Annotated in this window: 23 protein-coding genes; 14 read left to right on the forward strand and 9 right to left on the reverse strand. The window is 68.5% G+C overall.

The annotated features are described in order from the left end of the window. Positions 1-59: 59 nt before the first annotated feature. Positions 60-992 carry a helix-turn-helix domain-containing protein gene (locus tag ACH4RC_RS30645; RefSeq protein WP_398206663.1) on the reverse strand — a complete coding sequence of 311 codons (933 nt, stop codon included), beginning with the start codon at positions 990-992 and terminating at the stop codon, positions 60-62. A gap of 328 nt (positions 993-1,320) precedes the next feature. Then, the gene (locus ACH4RC_RS30650) at positions 1,321-1,794 is read right to left on the reverse strand and encodes an ATP-binding protein (RefSeq protein WP_398206664.1); all 474 of its coding nucleotides are present in this window, start codon (positions 1,792-1,794) and stop codon (positions 1,321-1,323) included. A gap of 159 nt (positions 1,795-1,953) precedes the next feature. Between ACH4RC_RS30650 and ACH4RC_RS30655 the strand changes: the two genes are divergently transcribed. The 3 genes from ACH4RC_RS30655 to ACH4RC_RS30665 are packed head-to-tail and all read left to right on the forward strand — an operon-like array spanning position 1,954 to position 3,223. After that, positions 1,954-2,820 (forward strand): helix-turn-helix domain-containing protein, encoded by an 867-nt coding sequence (locus ACH4RC_RS30655; RefSeq protein WP_398206718.1) that lies wholly within the window; start codon positions 1,954-1,956, stop codon positions 2,818-2,820. Continuing rightward, positions 2,817-3,026, forward strand: a complete 210-nt coding sequence (locus ACH4RC_RS30660; protein WP_398206666.1) for a DUF397 domain-containing protein — start codon at positions 2,817-2,819, stop codon at positions 3,024-3,026. The genes ACH4RC_RS30655 and ACH4RC_RS30660 overlap by 4 nt, the downstream gene beginning before the upstream one ends. Before the next feature lie 2 nt (positions 3,027-3,028). Then, positions 3,029-3,223, forward strand: coding sequence for a DUF397 domain-containing protein (locus ACH4RC_RS30665; RefSeq protein ID WP_398206667.1), 195 nt, complete (start codon positions 3,029-3,031; stop codon positions 3,221-3,223). A 5-nt stretch (positions 3,224-3,228) separates the two neighbouring features. Here ACH4RC_RS30665 and ACH4RC_RS30670 read toward each other — a convergent pair whose 3' ends face one another. The 7 genes from ACH4RC_RS30670 to ACH4RC_RS30700 form a co-directional block, all read right to left on the reverse strand. Next, on the reverse strand, positions 3,229-5,220 hold the full coding sequence (locus tag ACH4RC_RS30670) for a PIG-L family deacetylase (protein WP_398206720.1): 1,992 nt from the start codon (positions 5,218-5,220) through the stop codon (positions 3,229-3,231). A gap of 217 nt (positions 5,221-5,437) precedes the next feature. Beyond that, the gene (locus ACH4RC_RS30675; protein WP_398206669.1) at positions 5,438-6,076 is read right to left on the reverse strand and encodes a hypothetical protein; all 639 of its coding nucleotides are present in this window, start codon (positions 6,074-6,076) and stop codon (positions 5,438-5,440) included. 5 nt (positions 6,077-6,081) lie between these two features. Then, a complete protein-coding gene (locus ACH4RC_RS30680; RefSeq protein ID WP_398206670.1) occupies positions 6,082-6,546 on the reverse strand; it encodes a hypothetical protein in 465 nt (154 codons plus the stop codon). Then, the gene (locus tag ACH4RC_RS30685) at positions 6,543-7,058 is read right to left on the reverse strand and encodes a hypothetical protein (protein ID WP_398206672.1); all 516 of its coding nucleotides are present in this window, start codon (positions 7,056-7,058) and stop codon (positions 6,543-6,545) included. The genes ACH4RC_RS30680 and ACH4RC_RS30685 overlap by 4 nt, the downstream gene beginning before the upstream one ends. Then, positions 7,055-8,488 (reverse strand): hypothetical protein, encoded by a 1,434-nt coding sequence (locus tag ACH4RC_RS30690; protein WP_398206674.1) that lies wholly within the window; start codon positions 8,486-8,488, stop codon positions 7,055-7,057. The genes ACH4RC_RS30685 and ACH4RC_RS30690 overlap by 4 nt, the downstream gene beginning before the upstream one ends. Before the next feature lie 27 nt (positions 8,489-8,515). Further along, positions 8,516-9,424, reverse strand: a complete 909-nt coding sequence (locus ACH4RC_RS30695) for a hypothetical protein (RefSeq protein WP_398206676.1) — start codon at positions 9,422-9,424, stop codon at positions 8,516-8,518. Beyond that, positions 9,421-9,747 (reverse strand): hypothetical protein, encoded by a 327-nt coding sequence (locus ACH4RC_RS30700; RefSeq protein ID WP_398206678.1) that lies wholly within the window; start codon positions 9,745-9,747, stop codon positions 9,421-9,423. The genes ACH4RC_RS30695 and ACH4RC_RS30700 overlap by 4 nt, the downstream gene beginning before the upstream one ends. Positions 9,748-10,305: 558 nt before the next feature. Between ACH4RC_RS30700 and rpsJ the strand changes: the two genes are divergently transcribed. The 11 genes from rpsJ to rpsQ are packed head-to-tail and all read left to right on the forward strand — an operon-like array spanning position 10,306 to position 15,686. Beyond that, positions 10,306-10,614: a 30S ribosomal protein S10 gene (gene rpsJ / locus ACH4RC_RS30705; protein WP_003948644.1), complete on the forward strand. Its 309-nt coding sequence runs from the start codon at positions 10,306-10,308 to the stop codon at positions 10,612-10,614. Between the two features lie 17 nt (positions 10,615-10,631). Beyond that, complete coding sequence (rplC, locus tag ACH4RC_RS30710; protein ID WP_398206680.1) at positions 10,632-11,276, forward strand: 50S ribosomal protein L3; 645 nt, start codon at positions 10,632-10,634, stop codon at positions 11,274-11,276. Between the two features lie 5 nt (positions 11,277-11,281). Further along, a complete protein-coding gene (gene rplD, locus ACH4RC_RS30715; RefSeq protein ID WP_398206681.1) occupies positions 11,282-11,935 on the forward strand; it encodes a 50S ribosomal protein L4 in 654 nt (217 codons plus the stop codon). Further along, entirely contained in the window at positions 11,935-12,351 is a 417-nt protein-coding gene (gene rplW / locus ACH4RC_RS30720; protein ID WP_324772733.1) for a 50S ribosomal protein L23, read from the forward strand. Before rplD ends, rplW begins: the two co-directional genes overlap by 1 nt. Positions 12,352-12,390: 39 nt before the next feature. Then, positions 12,391-13,227: a 50S ribosomal protein L2 gene (gene rplB / locus ACH4RC_RS30725; RefSeq protein WP_361080969.1), complete on the forward strand. Its 837-nt coding sequence runs from the start codon at positions 12,391-12,393 to the stop codon at positions 13,225-13,227. Between the two features lie 12 nt (positions 13,228-13,239). Beyond that, positions 13,240-13,521, forward strand: coding sequence for a 30S ribosomal protein S19 (gene rpsS / locus ACH4RC_RS30730; protein ID WP_018528354.1), 282 nt, complete (start codon positions 13,240-13,242; stop codon positions 13,519-13,521). A 42-nt stretch (positions 13,522-13,563) separates the two neighbouring features. Further along, positions 13,564-13,911 (forward strand): 50S ribosomal protein L22, encoded by a 348-nt coding sequence (gene rplV / locus ACH4RC_RS30735; RefSeq protein ID WP_004571827.1) that lies wholly within the window; start codon positions 13,564-13,566, stop codon positions 13,909-13,911. Continuing rightward, a complete protein-coding gene (rpsC, locus tag ACH4RC_RS30740; RefSeq protein WP_361080964.1) occupies positions 13,911-14,753 on the forward strand; it encodes a 30S ribosomal protein S3 in 843 nt (280 codons plus the stop codon). Before rplV ends, rpsC begins: the two co-directional genes overlap by 1 nt. A 5-nt stretch (positions 14,754-14,758) precedes the next feature. Next, positions 14,759-15,178, forward strand: a complete 420-nt coding sequence (gene rplP, locus ACH4RC_RS30745; RefSeq protein ID WP_059424836.1) for a 50S ribosomal protein L16 — start codon at positions 14,759-14,761, stop codon at positions 15,176-15,178. Next, positions 15,178-15,402, forward strand: a complete 225-nt coding sequence (gene rpmC / locus ACH4RC_RS30750; protein ID WP_018528357.1) for a 50S ribosomal protein L29 — start codon at positions 15,178-15,180, stop codon at positions 15,400-15,402. The genes rplP and rpmC overlap by 1 nt, the downstream gene beginning before the upstream one ends. Continuing rightward, positions 15,402-15,686 (forward strand): 30S ribosomal protein S17, encoded by a 285-nt coding sequence (rpsQ, locus tag ACH4RC_RS30755; protein ID WP_018528358.1) that lies wholly within the window; start codon positions 15,402-15,404, stop codon positions 15,684-15,686. The genes rpmC and rpsQ overlap by 1 nt, the downstream gene beginning before the upstream one ends. The last annotated feature ends 92 nt before the right edge of the window (positions 15,687-15,778 follow it).

Raw genomic sequence — 15,778 nt, forward strand, 5'->3', positions numbered from 1 at the left:
CGACTTCGGTCGTGCGGGCCCTTTTGCGTGCCCGCGTTCCTGGTCGGCGGCTGGCTCGCTCACGCGGCGTGGTCGGCGATGTCTGCGGCGCCGGCGACGTCGGCACGGCAGTCACGGCAGTACGCGCCCGGCGCGGGGCTGCGAATCGCGCGCTCGCAGCCTTCGCAGCTGTGGAGCGGGGGGCGTGGGGGCGGAACTTCTGCGGTGCCGGAGTGCGTGTGGGGTCCGCGCGTCGGTGCTGGTGGCGGCAGGAGGGCTGTGAGGCGGTGGGCGAGCAGGCCCGCCGGGTTGCGGAGCCGTTCGCGTGGCAGGTTCGCGGTCAGGGCGTGGCGTACGGCTTCGGGTCTCACATCACGCTCCAGCCAGGCGGCCACTGCGGGGGTTAGGTGCTGGACGGCGTGTTCGGGGAGGAGCAGGCGGGGGTCCTGGTGGTGGAGGGAGATGAGGAGGGTGGCGGCGGTGCGGTGGTGAGTTGGGTCGGAGGTAGATGGTTCGGGCAGCGGGGGAGTAGGCGCAGGTGGGGGAGTGACCGGTTGTTCCGGCGGCTCCGGCTCCTCCGGCCTCTCGGCCTCTGCGGGGTCCTTCGGTTCTTCCGGCGGCTCTGGCTCCACCGGTTCGGGCGACTGAACGGGTGCCCTCGGTGTGTGTACGTCGATGGGGGCGACGGGGGCGTTGAACGACACCGTGTGCGTGACGACCCGGCCGCTCGGGAGGCGTTTCCGGATGCGGGAGAGGTAGCCGTGGGTCTCCAGCTCGCGCAGGGCGGCGGCGATACGTGTCTCGCCCTCCGGGAAGCGGGCCGCGAGCGTCTTGATGTCGGCGCGGGCGCCCGGCGGCAGCGACTGGATGTGCACGGCCAGGCCGATGGCGAGGCCGGAGAGGTCGCGGTGCTGGGCGAGGTGGTTGCCGACGACGGTGAAGCGGCTCGTCTGGGGCGTGTTGACGTGGGTGATGCCGCGTGGATTCAGCGACACGTCCGGTGCGGCGGGCATGGGCCCATTAAGCTTCTGCGTATCCATCGGGAAGGGGCTCGCCTTCTTGGTGGTCAGGCCCTCGCATTTGGGATTGCAGTCCCGGCGGGGGCCGACACATGTCTGGGTCTGTGGTTGGTGCGTTGCTGTGAGTAATCGCGGCGAGCATATGGCATGTGACTGCGGCTGTTTGCAGTTGAGTTGGGGGCTGCCACTCGTCTGGGTGACGGGCGCACGCGGGCGCGCGGGGTGGTGCGCGTTCAGGCGGTGGGGCGAGGTGGGGTTGGGCCGGTCATTTCCGCCGGTTGTGCGTGTAGGTCTTTGATCGCGCCCGGCGCCGGGTGGTGGTTCACCGGGACGGGGATTGCCGCGATCCGGTGATTCGGGGGTCGGGCGGGGTGCAGGTGATGTCGATCTCCGCCCAGACGGTCTTGCGTGGGGGCCGGCGTTCCATGACGCCCCAGCAGTCCGCGAGTGCTTCTACGAGGATCAGGCCCCGGCCCGATTCGGCGTCGGCGGAGGCGGCCTGCGGCGCGGGCAGGCGGTCGGGGCAGGTGTCGGTGATCTCGATGCGCAGGGTAACCGGTGAGATGTGGAGGTCCATGCGGAAGTCCCGGTCGGGGAGGCGGGCGTGGGTGACCGCGTTGGTGGCGAGTTCCGCGAGGGTGTGGGCGGCCCGTTCGATGGTGGCGGGTGGCAGGTCCCAGGCCCGGAGCTGTTCTGTACCGAGAAGGCGTGCGAGGCGGGCTCCGCGTGGCGTGGGGGACAGTTGTACGCCGTAGCGGCGGGTGGGGCTGGAAAGGCGGACCAGTTCATCGTTCACGTCACCCAGCGTGGCCGTGTGTGCTTACCGTTACTGGTTACTTGGCGTGTGTGCCCGGTGACTGTCCGGGGCTTGTCCGGTGCTGTCCGGGCTGTCCGGCGGGGGATCGGGTAGGGCGGCCCTTGCGTGATCGGCGGGGAACAGTGCGGAACGGTGGAGGTGGCCCGGGTGGACAGCACGGCGGAGAGTACGGACGAGCCCGGCTGGGATGTCGATCCTGATGATGAGCAAGGTGCCGCGATCATCGCCATGGTCGGGCAGCAGATCCGGATGCGGCGTGAGCAACTCGGGATGCGGGCCGGTCAGTTGGGCGGGGCCATCGGCTACAGCGAGGATCAGATCTACAAGGTCGAGTCCGGGAAGCGGATCCCGAAGCCGGAGTTCTTGGACGGCGTGGACCAGGCGCTGGACGCGGGTGGGCTGATCTCGGCGACCAAGGAGCGGGTGGCTGAGGTTCGGTATCCGAAGAAGCTGCGGGATCTGGCGAAGATGGAGTCCAAGGCCTCCGAGCTTCAGTGGTACGGCGCCCACGACATTCATGGTCTGTTGCAGACCGAGCAGTACATGTTGGCGCTGTTCGAGATGCGGCAGCCCGCATACGAGGAAGCGCTGATCAAGAAGGGCGTTGCCGGTCGGTTGGCCCGACAGGTCATTTTCGGCCGGTGTCCGGCACCCGCGCTCAGTTTTGTGTTGGAGGAGGTGGCGTTGCAGCGCCCGTACGGAGGCACAATGGTGCTGCGCGGTCAGCTCGAACGCCTCGTAGAACTGGGGCAGTTGCGCAACGTGTCCATCCAGGTGATGCCGACCGGCAGGGAGGAACACGCTGGGGCGGACGGCAGTATCGAGATGCTGAAGTTCCCGGACGGAACCGCGGTGGGCCGTTCACCAGGAGTCGCTGGAGGGCGACCGGTGGATGAGCCCAAGCACCTTCGAATCCTGGAATTGCGGTATGGCATGATCCGGGCCCAGGCTCTCACCCCGAGGGAGTCCTTGGGCTTCATCGAGCAACGGCTGGGAGAGACATGAATCGCACGGTCTCCGCAGGAAGCGACGCCGTACTGGAATGGCGCAAGAGCAGCTACAGCAGCAACGGAAGCGAAATCGAGTGTGTCGAGGTTGCCCACGCTCCCGGCACGGTTCACGTCCGTGACTCCAAGAAGGCACAGGGCCCTCGGTTCTCCGTGGGCGGCTCTGCGTGGGCAGAGTTCGTGGCCTACGCCTCCGGGAGCTAGTCATGGCCTGCTCTGAGCACCGACTGGAATGGCGCAAGAGCAGCTACAGCAGTGACGGCAATGAAGGGGACTGTGTCGAGGTCGCTCTCGCCCCCGGCGCTGTCCACGTCCGGGACTCCAAGCGCACGCGCGGCCTTCAACTCTCTGTGGGCGGCTCCGCGTGGGCGGAATTCGTGGCCTACGCGTCCGGGAGCTGAGCCCCTTACGCCGGGGTCTGCGTCGGGCGCCAGAGCCAAGGGCGGGCGTCCGGGGAGAAGCCCGCGATCGTCGGGCCCCGGCGGCCGACGGTGAGGGACGGGCCGTTCAGGGTGACCGGGGCGGTGGCCGGATGGCTGATGCGGCCCTCGTGGTGCATCTGGATGCGGCCCGCCAGGTCGGTGCCGACGAGGTAGGGGCCGGCGGCGACGACAGGACCGTAGCCGGGGAAGTGCACGGCGGGGCCGCCCGGGGAGAGCAGGCGGTCGGAGGCCGGAGGCCGGTAGTAGAGGCGGTCACCCGCCGCGGCTATCGCGTCCGCCGGGGTCGGCAGGCCGGTGAGCGGGTCGGGGCCCTCCGGTGTCCAGTGGTGGACGGTGTAGTGGCCGGGGGCGTAGACGTGCACCTGCCGGTCCGGGCCGATGACGGCGGTCAGGCCGTCCTGGACGGGGCCGCCGCCGAGATCGCGCCAGGCGGTCCAGGTGCCGTTCGTGGCGCGGACGCGTGTGCTGATGCCCTGGTCGGCGTTGCGGACGAAGAGGTGGACGCGGCCGTCGGGGGCGGTGACCGTCACCGGGACGCCGATGCGGCGGCCGCGGTCGGGGTCGGCCTCCGGGTTGCCGAGGCCGGTCCAGGAGCCGTACTTGCGCGGGCCGCGCTGTTCGAGGACGACGATCTCGCGGACGTTCGAGCCGTTGCGGCCCTCGACGGCGGCGAGGCGCAGGCCGAAGACCAGGTGGCGGCCGTCGGGGAGCGCGGCGCTGCTGAGCACCGGGGCGAGCGGGCCGCCGCCGAGGTCGACGGGGGCGCCGAACGCGCCGTCCTTCTCGTCGTAGCGGACCGCGCGCAGGCCGAGGACGCCGTACGCGGTGACGGCGCCGTCAGGGTTCTGCTGGAGGGCCAGGCGCGGGCCCGGGTAGCGGTAGTGGGTGGCGCGGACCCAGCCCTTGCGGTTGGTGAGCGGGCGGTCGCCGCCGACGTTGTAGTCGCCGCAGCCCGAGGGGTTGCCGCAGTCCCAGTCGGGCGCGGCGCCGTACGGGACCAGGTGCGCGGCCTTCTCCGTGAGGACCTTCGGCGGGAGGTTCTTGGGCCAGTGGTTGTTGTAGTAGCCGCGGAAGGCGGTGGTCGCGAACGCGGGCGGTCCGCCCTTGCTCCGCTCCGTCCAGCGGATCAGCGCCGCCCAGGTGAAGGACGCCACGGCGGTGTGGTCGGCGTGGTCGGAGTAGCCGATCTGCTCGCTGTCGCGGATCGCGGTGATCCGGTCGCTGAGCTGGATGTCCGGGTCCGGGTCCAGTGTGTGTACGAGGGTGGGGCGGTACCGCTCGAAGAGGGCTACGAGGGTGTCGACCAGGGAGTCGTAGTCGTACGTCTGGACGGTGCGCAGCGGGGAACCGGCGGGGACGAGGGTGCGCAGGAGCAGGCCGCGCTCGCGCCACAGGGCGGGTACGCCCATGTGTCCGAACGGCGTGTGCATCGACAGGTCGAGGTGGATCAGCTCGACGCGGCGGCCCTGGTGTTCGAGGGTGCTGACCTCGGCCTGGAAGCCGTTGGGCAGGCGCAGGACGCCGTTGTCCCAGCGAGTGAAGACGGGGAGGCCGAGCTGGGTCGCGTAGGACTGGCGCAGGCCCTGGTGGCGGGCCGAGGAGTAGGCGGCCTTGTCGGGACGGGGGTTGCGGTCGGACGGCGACTTGTTCTGGCCGTGGGCCTCGCCGGCCGTGACGTAGACGCAGACGAGCGGGGTGCCGGCGGCGAGCGAGTGCTGCGTGTCCGGGTTCATGAAGTACAGGTCGTCGTCCGGGTGGGCGAGGACCTGCATCTGCAGCGCGCGCTCCGCCTGGGCGGCGGGGCGGCCGGTCGCGGGGGAGGGGGCGGTGGTGTGCGGCGGGGTGGAGGGGGTGACGCGGGAGCAGGCGCTGAGGGCTCCGGCTCCGGCGAGGGCGGCGCCGACGGTGAGGATCCCGCGCCGGGAGAGGTCCGGGCGACCTCCAGCCCGGGATATAGCTCCCCTAACGGGCTTTTCGGACCCAAATATCGCAGGTCGCTTCCGCACGGTGACGCTCACTCCGTCCGCTGGTGAGGCAGCGGTCGGTAGTGCGCTCGCCTCTGTTCAGGTGGTGTGGTGCTTGGGGATTTCTGTGTTTCACCTGAGTAGAGGGGGGAACGAAGATTCGGGTTCCATGCGCGTACATCTTGTGTTCACCGGGGGTGCCCGGCGCTCACGTGCGGCTCCAGTTGTGGAGGACAGCGAGTGAGTAGGCGATACGGATGTCGATGTGCCGGGGGTCGACGCGGTAGGCCTTGCTGAGGCCCCGGTAGTCGAGGACCGTACGGAGACCACGCCCGCGCCATCTGACGCGGGTCGGAGGCCTCCAGGCGGAGTCGGTCGTGTCGCCCTCGATGAGGGCGTACACGACGGAGAACACCGCGGCGATCAGCCACACCGGGTACGTCACCACGTACCCCAGCCACGCGTACCAGGTCCCGGCCCGGCCGGTGAACCCGGCGGCTGACCACCGGGTGCGCCGCGGCCAGGGCACGAAGCGGCCGTGCCGGTACGTGATCCGGGTCAGCGGGGCGCCGTCCGCACCGTGCACATCGAAGGCGTCGGAGTCCGCGGGGCGGACGGAACACAGCAGCTCACCGCTGCTGCCCTGCACCCAGAACGGCACCGGCGCCGACAGGGACAGCGGCGCGTTGGTCCGCGGCACGCAGATCCGGGCCAACGGCGGGGTCTGGGGGCCCGCGCCCGACAGCCGCAGCGTCGCCGCCATCTCCGTACCGGGCGGAAACCCGGTCGCCTCGCCCACCGGGACGGGATTGTTCGACGTGACCGTGAACGCCGTCCGATCACTCACGTTGCTCATGCGGTTCGGTACCGGAACACCAGCCACTTCGGTGCGTCCCGTACATCGGCCTCGTAGCCGTGCTCCTGGGCGATCTGCACGGCGCGGGCCACGCCGAGCTGCCGGTAGTAGCTGTCGTCGACCTCGATGCGGCCGTCGCGGTGGCGCCATGTCGTGCCGCTGCTCCGGCGGCCTTCGAGAACCGGCGACCGGTTGTCGAACAGGGTTCGCAGCCCGTCCTCCAGCCAGGGCAGGTCGGTGGAGCACTCCCAGCGCATCCGCTTGCGGTTCAGCCACATGCGGCGGCGCGTCCGCAACCGGCGGCCGGAGCCGGGGAACCCCGGCAGGTCGAGGTCCCACAGGAAGGTGAAGGGAAGGAAGACGAAGTACAGGAAGACCAGGACCAGCCAGGGCACCAGCCACAGGACCCAGAGCGGCGGGAACCAGAGCCATTGCAGCGCGTAGCGGGCGCGCGGTCTCACCCGCGCGGACACCGCAGATCCAACCAGCCAGGGAGCTTCGCGTCCGCGCCGTCGGCCAGTTCCCAGCCGAACTCGTGGTGCGCGATCTCCCAGGCGCGACGGGCGCCGAGCAACCGGTAATAACTGTCGTCGACACCGAGCCGGTGAACGCCGCCCCCGCACGGCAGCGGAACGGGGGCGCCAGCGCGTGGGGGGACGCAGTTGAGCCGGTGATCCTGCAGGAGCACACGCAGCTCCCGCTCCTGTTCACCCGGATCGGCGATGCGGTCCAGGCGCAGCCGGTCCCGGTCGATCCAGAGCCGCCGCCGCCAGCGGGGCTTCCGCATACGGCCGTGACCCGACTGCTGTACCTCCACTTCGAGGAGGGCCAGCACGAGCAAGGGGATGCGGGCGAGCAACCACAGCACCGGCCCCCACACCCACTGGAGGCAATAGCGGCTCCAGACCCGCAGCGCCGATTTGGGTGGCCGGGGAGCCCAGGCGCGGCTCGTGGCCGACGTCGTCGCTGTCATCCGAGTGCTCCAAGCCCGTGGTGGATCGCGTCCTTGTACTTCTCGTACTTCCCGTGCACCTCGTCGGAGAAGGCGGTCTCGGCCGACTCGACCACTTTGTAACCGCGGTAAGCGGTCTCAGTGCCACGGGAGACCCAAGAAGTGGGATCGATGAACGTCTTGCCGTTCTCACCGAGCTTCACCGCGTCCGCAAGGCCGGGGATCTTGTTGAGCGGGGTGCTGTCGATGATCTTCGGGAAAACGTGTTCGTCCAGGTAACGAGCGGGGCTGGTCAGCGGCCGCTCGTACCGTACCGCGTCGTTGAAGACCCGCTCGGTGGCCATGGCGATGCGGTCCTTGAAGTCGCCGGTGGCGCGGTAGACGGCCTTGCCGTCGCCGAACATGCCCAGGAACTTCTTGGAGTCCAGGAAGACCTCGGCGTTCTTCGCCTTTCCCGCGATCTCGGCGATGCGCTCCGTGGCTTTGAAGGCGTCCGCCGAGATCTCCACCCCCTTGAAGGCCTGAACGGCGACCTTGCCACCCTTCAGGAGGTCTCCGAAGGGAACGAATCCGGCGATGTCGAGACCGATGTCGAGCCAGGACCCCTTCTTGGCGCCGGCCGCCCAGCCGACCGCGTGGAAGCCGAGAGCGCCTGTGTTCAAAACGCGGGCGAGGGCTTCGAAGACCACCGCGCCGACGACCGTCTCGGAGAAGACGATGGCCAGAGCGTCGCAGGCGGCAGCCGCGAGGCCGAGCCAGTCGCCGATCTTGTAGATCGTGTCCGCGTGCTCCTGGATCCACTTCCAGAGGTCACCGGCGATCTCCTTGATCTTGTTGCCGATGTCCTTGAGCGTGTCCACGAGCTTGTCGAGCAGGCTCTCGTCCGGTGCGTTGGCGGCGGCCTTGCGCAGGAGGCGGGCCGCGGCCCGGGCCGCCTCGTCGTGGTGCTCCAGGAGGGACTGGGCCTTCTTGACGATGGCGTCGAGGTCGCCCTGCGCCTCATTCACCCGCTGGACCGCATGGTCCAGGCGACGCTGCGCCTCGTGCAGGGCGGCATCGGTATCGAACGTCTTGCCCGCCAGTTTGAGGTCAGGGCTGCCTTGCGCGCTGGTGAGGGTGCGCCGAGCCGCCTCGGCCTCGCGCTCGTAGCGGCCCGCGAGGGTCTGGAACTCCGCAAGGCGGGTGTGCCACGTGTTCAGCGCGTGCGCGGCGTCCGACACCGAGCTGTGGCCGTCCGCCAGGTACTTGGGCAGACTGCCCAGCTTCTTGGTGAAGGCCTCGGCGGCCAGCCCCTCCCAGGCGGCGTTCGCCTTCCCCAGTCTGGTCAGCGTCCCGTGCGCGTCGCCGAGCCGCTTGCCCGCCGCCTCAAGGGAGGTGACCAGCTTCTGTACGGAAGCGGGCACCCCCGGGGCGGGGTCGAAGCCGAGTGCGTCGTAGGTCTGCGTGGTCATGGAGTCTCCTCGACTGGCTCGGCGCGGTCAGTACGCGGCGAGGGGGGAGGCGGCGGGCACCGATTCGGCGTCGTCGGGCACCGGTACCTGCTCCCCGAAGGCGATCGTGTCGGCGATGTCCGCGAGGACGGCCTGGTAGTGGAAGAGGTCCTGGGTGTCCGGCGTGCTCAGGCACAGGAGCAGCAGCCGGTCCTCGTCGGGGAAGGGCAGCCACACTTCGATGCGTACGAAGAAGCGCTCCTGCTCCGCGGGGCTGGGGGAACCGGCGGGCCCGGCAGTAACGGCGGTGCCAGCAGTGCTAGCGATTCCAGCGGGACCGGCAGCATCGGCAGGGCCCGCAGCGCTCGCGGCATCGGCAGGGCCCGCAGTGTCGGCTGAGTCGGCGGCACCGGTGGTACCGACCGGGCTCACAGAGGTGGCAGGGCCGGTGGCGGCGTCCGGCTCCGCGGGCTGCGCCGGGAGGTCCCATACCGCGCGCGTGCCCGCGATGTGCACCACCGCCGGGCCGACGGGCAGGACGATCGGCTGGACCTCGCCGCTCTCGGCGGACTTGTCCAGGAGCTCGGCGATCCCGGCCGCGCTGATGTACGGATCCGGGTTCGCCAGCTCCCGCACGCTGACGGTGAGCGTCGCACGGCTGTAGCGCTCGGGCGGTTCCACCCCGTCCGCGGTGCCGCCGATCGGGAAGATGCCCAGAGCCTGGTAGACCCCGCCGCCCGCCGTGAGGTCCTCCGCCGTGACGCCGTAGAGGACGGCCATCATCCTGCGTAGCGGCTCCAGCTCCTCGGCCTCGCCCCAGTAGTCACGGGCGAACTGCCGCAGCTGCTCGTCGTGGGCCGCCGTGTCGGCGCCGAGGCCGAGCGGGATCTCGTGGAACTCGGGCTGCACCTGGAAGCGGAAGGCCGGGGCGGGGCCGGGCTCGGGTGCTGTGGTCACCGGTGTGCACCGCTGCCAGCGGGGCTCTTGACCTCGACGGCCCCGACCTTGGCCCGCACCAGGTCCTCCACGTGCTGGAACTCCTTGCCCGCCTTGGCCACCTTCTCGGTGACCCCGCCGGTGGCGTCGGCGATCAGCTTGATCCCGTAGCCCCACTTGTCCTGGAAGTCGTCGCACGCCTCTTCCAGCTCGCCGTGGCCGGACCCCTTGGGCCCGATGTCCTTCAGCTCGCGCATAGCCGCACGCATGCCATTGGCACACGTACTGAGATCGGTGATGAGTCGGGACAGTGCCTCGAACTCGACTTTGCTGTGACCGGCCATGGCCGAGGCCCCCTCGTGCTCGGTGCTGCCCGAACACTCTGGCATGCCCCGCGTGGAGCAATCGCAGCAGGTCACCGACCCATTGCCGAAGTACACGAGACCCACACGGCGCCCTCACGCCGGGGACGTCGGTTTGACCTCAGTCACACACCGGGTAATCTCTACGGCTCGATTGGCCCCCGGCGTGTCCCATGTGGCAGACTGTCGGGGTTGCTCGGTTGAGTGCCGATGCTGCGCGCCTCCCGCCGGGAGGACTGAAAGCGAGTCCCACAGTACTCGTCGCCTTATCTGTCAAGGGTTCGAAAGGACCAGCAGGCAGCGCTGGGGCGGACGTACGGGAATCTTTCGGGAAGTGCAGTGCGGTGGCTGGACCAGGCACCCGGTGGGTTTCTTCCCCCGGACCCGCGGCCTTGGGCCGCAGCCCCCTTAGCAGGGAAATCCGTACGGATATTTCTGTCAGCGGGACTGCGACACGCCCGACCGCGTGGGTCGGAGGAGGAGTGAAACAGGACCCCCGGGTTCCAGAGCGCTTACGAGAGACAGGACTACTAAGTAGCCATGGCGGGACAGAAGATCCGCATCCGGCTCAAGGCCTACGACCACGAGGTCATCGACTCCTCGGCGAAGAAGATCGTCGAGACGGTGACGCGTACTGGTGCGTCGGTCGCGGGCCCGGTGCCGCTGCCTACCGAGAAGAACGTGTACTGCGTCATCAAGTCGCCGCACAAGTACAAGGACTCGCGCGAGCACTTCGAGATGCGCACGCACAAGCGCCTGATCGACATCCTCGACCCGACGCCCAAGACCGTTGACTCCCTGATGCGACTCGACCTCCCGGCCGGTGTCGACATCGAGATCAAGCTCTGAGGGCCGGTGATCTGAAGATGACCAAGCAGATCAAGGGCATCCTGGGCGAGAAGCTCGGCATGACGCAGGTGTGGGACGAGAACAACCGTGTTGTTCCGGTCACCGTCGTCAAGGCCGGCCCCAACGTCGTGACCCAGGTCCGTACGAACGACTCCGACGGCTACGAGTCCGTCCAGATCGCGTTCGGCGAGATCGACCCGCGCAAGGTGAACAAGCCCCTCAAGGGCCACTTCGCCAAGGCCGACGTCACCCCCCGTCGTCACCTCGTCGAGATCCGTACCGCTGACGCCAGCGAGTACACCCTCGGCCAGGAGATCACCGCTGAGACCTTCGAGTCCGGCGTCAAGGTGGACGTGACCGGCAAGAGCAAGGGCAAGGGCTTCGCCGGTGTCATGAAGCGTCACAACTTCAAGGGCCTCGGCGCCGGTCACGGCACCCAGCGCAAGCACCGCTCGCCGGGCTCGATCGGTGGCTGCGCCACCCCGGGTCGTGTGTTCAAGGGCCTCCGCATGGCGGGCCGTATGGGCAACGAGCGGGTCACCACCCAGAACCTGACCGTTCACGCCGTTGACGCGGAGAAGGGCCTGCTCCTCATCAAGGGCGCGGTTCCTGGTCCGAACGGCGGCCTCGTCCTGGTCCGCACCGCGGCCAAGGGGGCCTGAGGACTATGAGCACCATTGACATTCTGTCGCCCTCCGGCGACAAGACCGGGACCGTCGAGCTCCCGGCCGAGATCTTCGACGTGGAGAAGATCAGCGTTCCGCTGCTTCACCAGGTCGTCGTCGCGCAGCTGGCCGCGGCCCGTCAGGGCACGCACAAGGTCAAGCGTCGTGGCGAGGTCCGCGGTGGCGGTAAGAAGCCTTACCGCCAGAAGGGCACCGGCCGCGCGCGCCAGGGTTCGACCCGTGCGCCGCAGTTCGCCGGCGGTGGCGTCGTCCACGGCCCCACGCCGCGTGACTACTCGCAGCGGACCCCGAAGAAGATGAAGGCCGCGGCCCTGCGCCACGCCCTCACCGACCGGGCCCGCAACGCTCGCATCCACGTCGTCACCGGCGTGGTCGACGGCGGAGTCTCCACCAAGGCCGCCAAGTCGCTGCTCGGCAAGATCAGTGAGCGCAAGAACGTGCTCCTGGTCATCGACCGCGCCGACGAGGCCTCGCTGCTCTCCGCTCGCAACCTGCCCCAGGTGCACATCCTGGAGCCGGGCCAGCTGAACACGTACGACGTTCTCGTCTCGGACGACGTGGTCTTCACCCAGGCCGCTTTCGAGTCCTTCGTGTCTGGCCCCAAGGCCAACGACACCGAAGGGAGCGAAGCCTGATGGCTACGCGTCACCCGAGCATCGCCTCGAAGGCCGCCAAGGCCAAGAAGGTAGCGCGCGTCGCCAAGGCGAAGCGCCACGCCACCGAGGGCAAGAACACCGTTGAGACGCCGCTGAGCAAGAGCTTCACGGACCACCGTGACGTCCTCGTCAAGCCGGTCGTCTCGGAGAAGAGCTACGCGCTCCTCGACGAGGGCAAGTACACCTTCATCGTCGACCCGCGTGCCAACAAGACCCAGATCAAGCAGGCCGTCGAGGCGGTCTTCTCGGTCAAGGTCTCCGGGGTCAACACGATCAACCGGCAGGGCAAGCGCAAGCGGACCCGCACCGGCTTCGGCCAGCGTGCGAACACCAAGCGCGCGATCGTGACCCTCGTTGAGGGCGACCGTATCGACATCTTCGGCCAGGCCTCCTAACGGAGCGCCCTGGTCCGAATATCGGACGAGGACTGAGAAATGGGAATCCGCAAGTACAAGCCGACTACGCCGGGGCGTCGTGGCTCCAGCGTCGCCGACTTCGTCGAGGTCACGCGGTCCACGCCGGAGAAGTCGCTGGTCCGCCCGCTGCACAGCAAGGGCGGCCGTAACAACGCCGGTCGTGTGACCGTTCGCCACCAGGGTGGCGGACACAAGCGCGCCTACCGAGTGATCGACTTCCGTCGTCACGACAAGGACGGCGTGCCGGCGAAGGTCGCGCACATCGAGTACGACCCGAACCGCACCGCGCGCATCGCGCTCCTGCACTACGCAGACGGCGAGAAGCGCTACATCATCGCTCCGCGCGGCCTGTCGCAGGGTGACCGGGTTGAGAACGGCCCCGGGGCCGACATCAAGCCGGGCAACAACCTCGCGCTCCGCAACATCCCGGTCGGTACCACGATCCACGCGATCGAGCTCCGTCCGGGCGGCGGCGCCAAGTTCGCCCGCTCCGCCGGTGCCTCCGTGCAGCTGCTCGCGAAGGAGGGCTCGATGGCCCACCTTCGTATGCCGTCCGGTGAGATCCGTCTGGTCGACGTGCGCTGCCGCGCCACGATCGGCGAGGTCGGCAACGCCGAGCAGTCGAACATCAACTGGGGCAAGGCCGGCCGTAAGCGCTGGCTGGGCGTTCGCCCGACCGTTCGCGGTGTGGCGATGAACCCGGTCGACCACCCGCACGGTGGTGGTGAGGGCAAGACCTCCGGTGGTCGCCACCCGGTCTCCCCGTGGGGTCAGAAGGAGGGTCGTACTCGTTCGCCGAAGAAGGCTTCGAACAAGTACATCGTCCGCCGCCGCAAGACGAACAAGAAGCGCTAGGAGCGGGTTTAGATGCCGCGCAGTCTCAAGAAGGGACCCTTCGTCGACGGCCACCTCGTAAAGAAGGTGGACGCTCAGAACGAAGCTGGTTCCAAGAACGTCATCAAGACCTGGTCCCGCCGCTCGATGATCATCCCCAGCATGCTGGGCCACACGATCGCGGTGCACAACGGCAAGACCCACATCCCGGTGTTCGTCACCGAGTCGATGGTCGGCCACAAGCTCGGCGAGTTCTCGCCGACGCGCACCTTCCGGGGTCACGTCAAGGACGACCGGAAGTCGAAGCGCCGCTAAGGCGGGGTGGAATCGACTATGACAAACACCGAAGGGACAACCATGGAAGCCAGGGCCCAGGCGCGGTACATCCGCGTCACGCCCATGAAGGCCCGCCGCGTGGTGGACCTCATCCGTGGCATGGACGCCACGGAGGCTCAGGCGGTCCTGCGTTTCGCCCCGCAGGCCGCGAGCGTGCCGGTCGGCAAGGTGCTGGACAGCGCCATTGCCAACGCCGCGCACAACTACGACCACACCGACGCCTCTTCGCTGGTCATCAGCGAGGCGTATGTGGATGAGGGCCCGACCCTGAAGCGGTTCCGTCCGCGTGCCCAGGGCCGTGCCTACCGGATCCGTAAGCGGACCAGCCACATCACCGTGGTCGTCAGCAGCAAGGAAGGAACCCGGTAATGGGCCAGAAGGTAAACCCGCACGGGTTCCGGCTCGGTGTCACGACCGACTTCAAGTCGCGTTGGTACGCCGACAAGCTGTACAAGGACTACGTCAAGGAAGACGTCGCCATCCGTCGGATGATGACGTCCGGCATGGAGCGCGCCGGCATCTCGAAGGTGGAGATCGAGCGCACCCGTGACCGCGTGCGTGTGGACATCCACACCGCTCGTCCCGGCATCGTCATCGGCCGCCGTGGCGCCGAGGCCGACCGCATCCGCGGTGACCTCGAGAAGCTCACGGGCAAGCAGGTCCAGCTGAACATCCTCGAGGTCAAGAACCCCGAGGTCGACGCTCAGCTCGTGGCCCAGGCCGTCGCGGAGCAGCTGTCCTCCCGCGTCTCCTTCCGTCGCGCCATGCGTAAGAGCATGCAGTCGGCGATGAAGGCGGGCGCCAAGGGCATCAAGATCCAGTGTGGCGGTCGTCTCGGCGGCGCCGAGATGTCCCGTTCGGAGTTCTACCGCGAGGGCCGTGTGCCCCTGCACACGCTCCGCGCCAACGTGGACTACGGCTTCTTCGAGGCCAAGACGACCTTCGGCCGTATCGGCGTGAAGGTCTGGATCTACAAGGGCGACGTCAAGAACATCGCCGAGGTTCGCGCCGAGAACGCCGCGGCCCGCGCCGGCAACCGTCCGGCCCGTGGCGGCAACGACCGCCCGGCCCGCGGTGGCGGCCGTGGTGGCGAGCGTGGCGGTCGCGGTCGTAAGCCGCAGCAGCAGTCCGCGCCGGCTGCCGAGGCCCCCAAGGCCGACGCTCCTGCCGCTGCCGCTCCGGCTGCTGAGAGCACCGGAACGGAGGCCTGACCGAAATGCTGATCCCCCGTAGGGTCAAGCACCGCAAGCAGCACCACCCGAAGCGCAGCGGTATGTCCAAGGGTGGCACGCAGGTTGCGTTCGGTGAGTACGGCATTCAGGCCCTCACCCCGGCGTACGTGACGAACCGGCAGATCGAAGCCGCTCGTATCGCGATGACGCGTCACATCAAGCGTGGCGGCAAGGTCTGGATCAACATCTATCCGGACCGCCCCCTCACCAAGAAGCCCGCCGAGACCCGCATGGGTTCCGGTAAGGGTTCTCCGGAGTGGTGGGTCGCCAACGTCAAGCCCGGACGCGTCATGTTCGAGCTGTCGTACCCCAACGAGAAGATCGCGCGTGAGGCGCTGACTCGCGCGGCCCACAAGCTGCCGATGAAGTGCAAGATCGTCAAGCGCGAGGCAGGTGAAGCGTGATGTCGACCGGTACCAAGGCGTCGGAGCTGCGCGAACTGGGCAACGAGGAGCTTCTCAACAAGCTCCGCGAGGCCAAGGAAGAGCTGTTCAACCTCCGCTTCCAGGCGGCGACGGGTCAGCTCGAGAACCACGGCCGGCTCAAGGCCGTCCGCAAGGACATCGCGCGGATCTACACCCTCATGCGTGAGCGCGAGCTGGGCATCGAGACGGTGGAGAGCGCCTGATGAGCGAGAAGACTGTGACTGAAGAGACTGCCGCCCGCGGCTTCCGCAAGACCCGTGAGGGTCTGGTCGTCAGCGACAAGATGGACAAGACCGTCGTCGTCGCCGTCGAGGACCGCGTCAAGCACGCCCTGTACGGCAAGGTCATCCGCCGTACGAACAAGCTCAAGGCGCACGACGAGCAGAACGCTGCCGGCGTCGGCGACCGCGTCCTCCTGATGGAGACGCGTCCGCTGTCCGCCACCAAGCGCTGGCGCATCGTCGAGATCCTCGAGAAGGCCAAGTAATTCTCTGAGGGGTATCCCTCAGGGTTCGTTCCGCCAGGCTCGGTGCAGAAGCGCTAGTCACTAGCGCTTCTGCACCGGGAACCGGCAGACAA

This window comes from Streptomyces sp. NPDC016845, assembly GCF_044332585.1.
Taxonomy (GTDB): domain Bacteria; phylum Actinomycetota; class Actinomycetes; order Streptomycetales; family Streptomycetaceae; genus Streptomyces.

Excerpts from the sequence above, each read along its gene's own strand:
- ACH4RC_RS30700 (WP_398206678.1), bottom strand. The coding sequence starts at position 9,747 with ATGGCCGGTCACAGCAAAGTCGAGTTCGAGGCACTGTCCCGACTCATC.
- rplC (WP_398206680.1), top strand. The coding sequence starts at position 10,632 with ATGACCAAGCAGATCAAGGGCATCCTGGGCGAGAAGCTCGGCATGACG.
- rpsJ (WP_003948644.1), top strand. The coding sequence starts at position 10,306 with ATGGCGGGACAGAAGATCCGCATCCGGCTCAAGGCCTACGACCACGAG.
- ACH4RC_RS30665 (WP_398206667.1), top strand. The coding sequence starts at position 3,029 with ATGGCCTGCTCTGAGCACCGACTGGAATGGCGCAAGAGCAGCTACAGC.
- rpsQ (WP_018528358.1), top strand. The coding sequence starts at position 15,402 with ATGAGCGAGAAGACTGTGACTGAAGAGACTGCCGCCCGCGGCTTCCGC.
- rpsC (WP_361080964.1), top strand. The coding sequence starts at position 13,911 with ATGGGCCAGAAGGTAAACCCGCACGGGTTCCGGCTCGGTGTCACGACC.
- ACH4RC_RS30645 (WP_398206663.1), bottom strand. The coding sequence starts at position 992 with ATGCCCGCCGCACCGGACGTGTCGCTGAATCCACGCGGCATCACCCAC.
- rpsS (WP_018528354.1), top strand. The coding sequence starts at position 13,240 with ATGCCGCGCAGTCTCAAGAAGGGACCCTTCGTCGACGGCCACCTCGTA.
- rplD (WP_398206681.1), top strand. The coding sequence starts at position 11,282 with ATGAGCACCATTGACATTCTGTCGCCCTCCGGCGACAAGACCGGGACC.
- rplB (WP_361080969.1), top strand. The coding sequence starts at position 12,391 with ATGGGAATCCGCAAGTACAAGCCGACTACGCCGGGGCGTCGTGGCTCC.
- rplW (WP_324772733.1), top strand. The coding sequence starts at position 11,935 with ATGGCTACGCGTCACCCGAGCATCGCCTCGAAGGCCGCCAAGGCCAAG.
- rplP (WP_059424836.1), top strand. The coding sequence starts at position 14,759 with ATGCTGATCCCCCGTAGGGTCAAGCACCGCAAGCAGCACCACCCGAAG.
- rpmC (WP_018528357.1), top strand. The coding sequence starts at position 15,178 with ATGTCGACCGGTACCAAGGCGTCGGAGCTGCGCGAACTGGGCAACGAG.
- ACH4RC_RS30685 (WP_398206672.1), bottom strand. The coding sequence starts at position 7,058 with ATGACAGCGACGACGTCGGCCACGAGCCGCGCCTGGGCTCCCCGGCCA.
- ACH4RC_RS30660 (WP_398206666.1), top strand. The coding sequence starts at position 2,817 with ATGAATCGCACGGTCTCCGCAGGAAGCGACGCCGTACTGGAATGGCGC.
- rplV (WP_004571827.1), top strand. The coding sequence starts at position 13,564 with ATGGAAGCCAGGGCCCAGGCGCGGTACATCCGCGTCACGCCCATGAAG.
- ACH4RC_RS30690 (WP_398206674.1), bottom strand. The coding sequence starts at position 8,488 with ATGACCACGCAGACCTACGACGCACTCGGCTTCGACCCCGCCCCGGGG.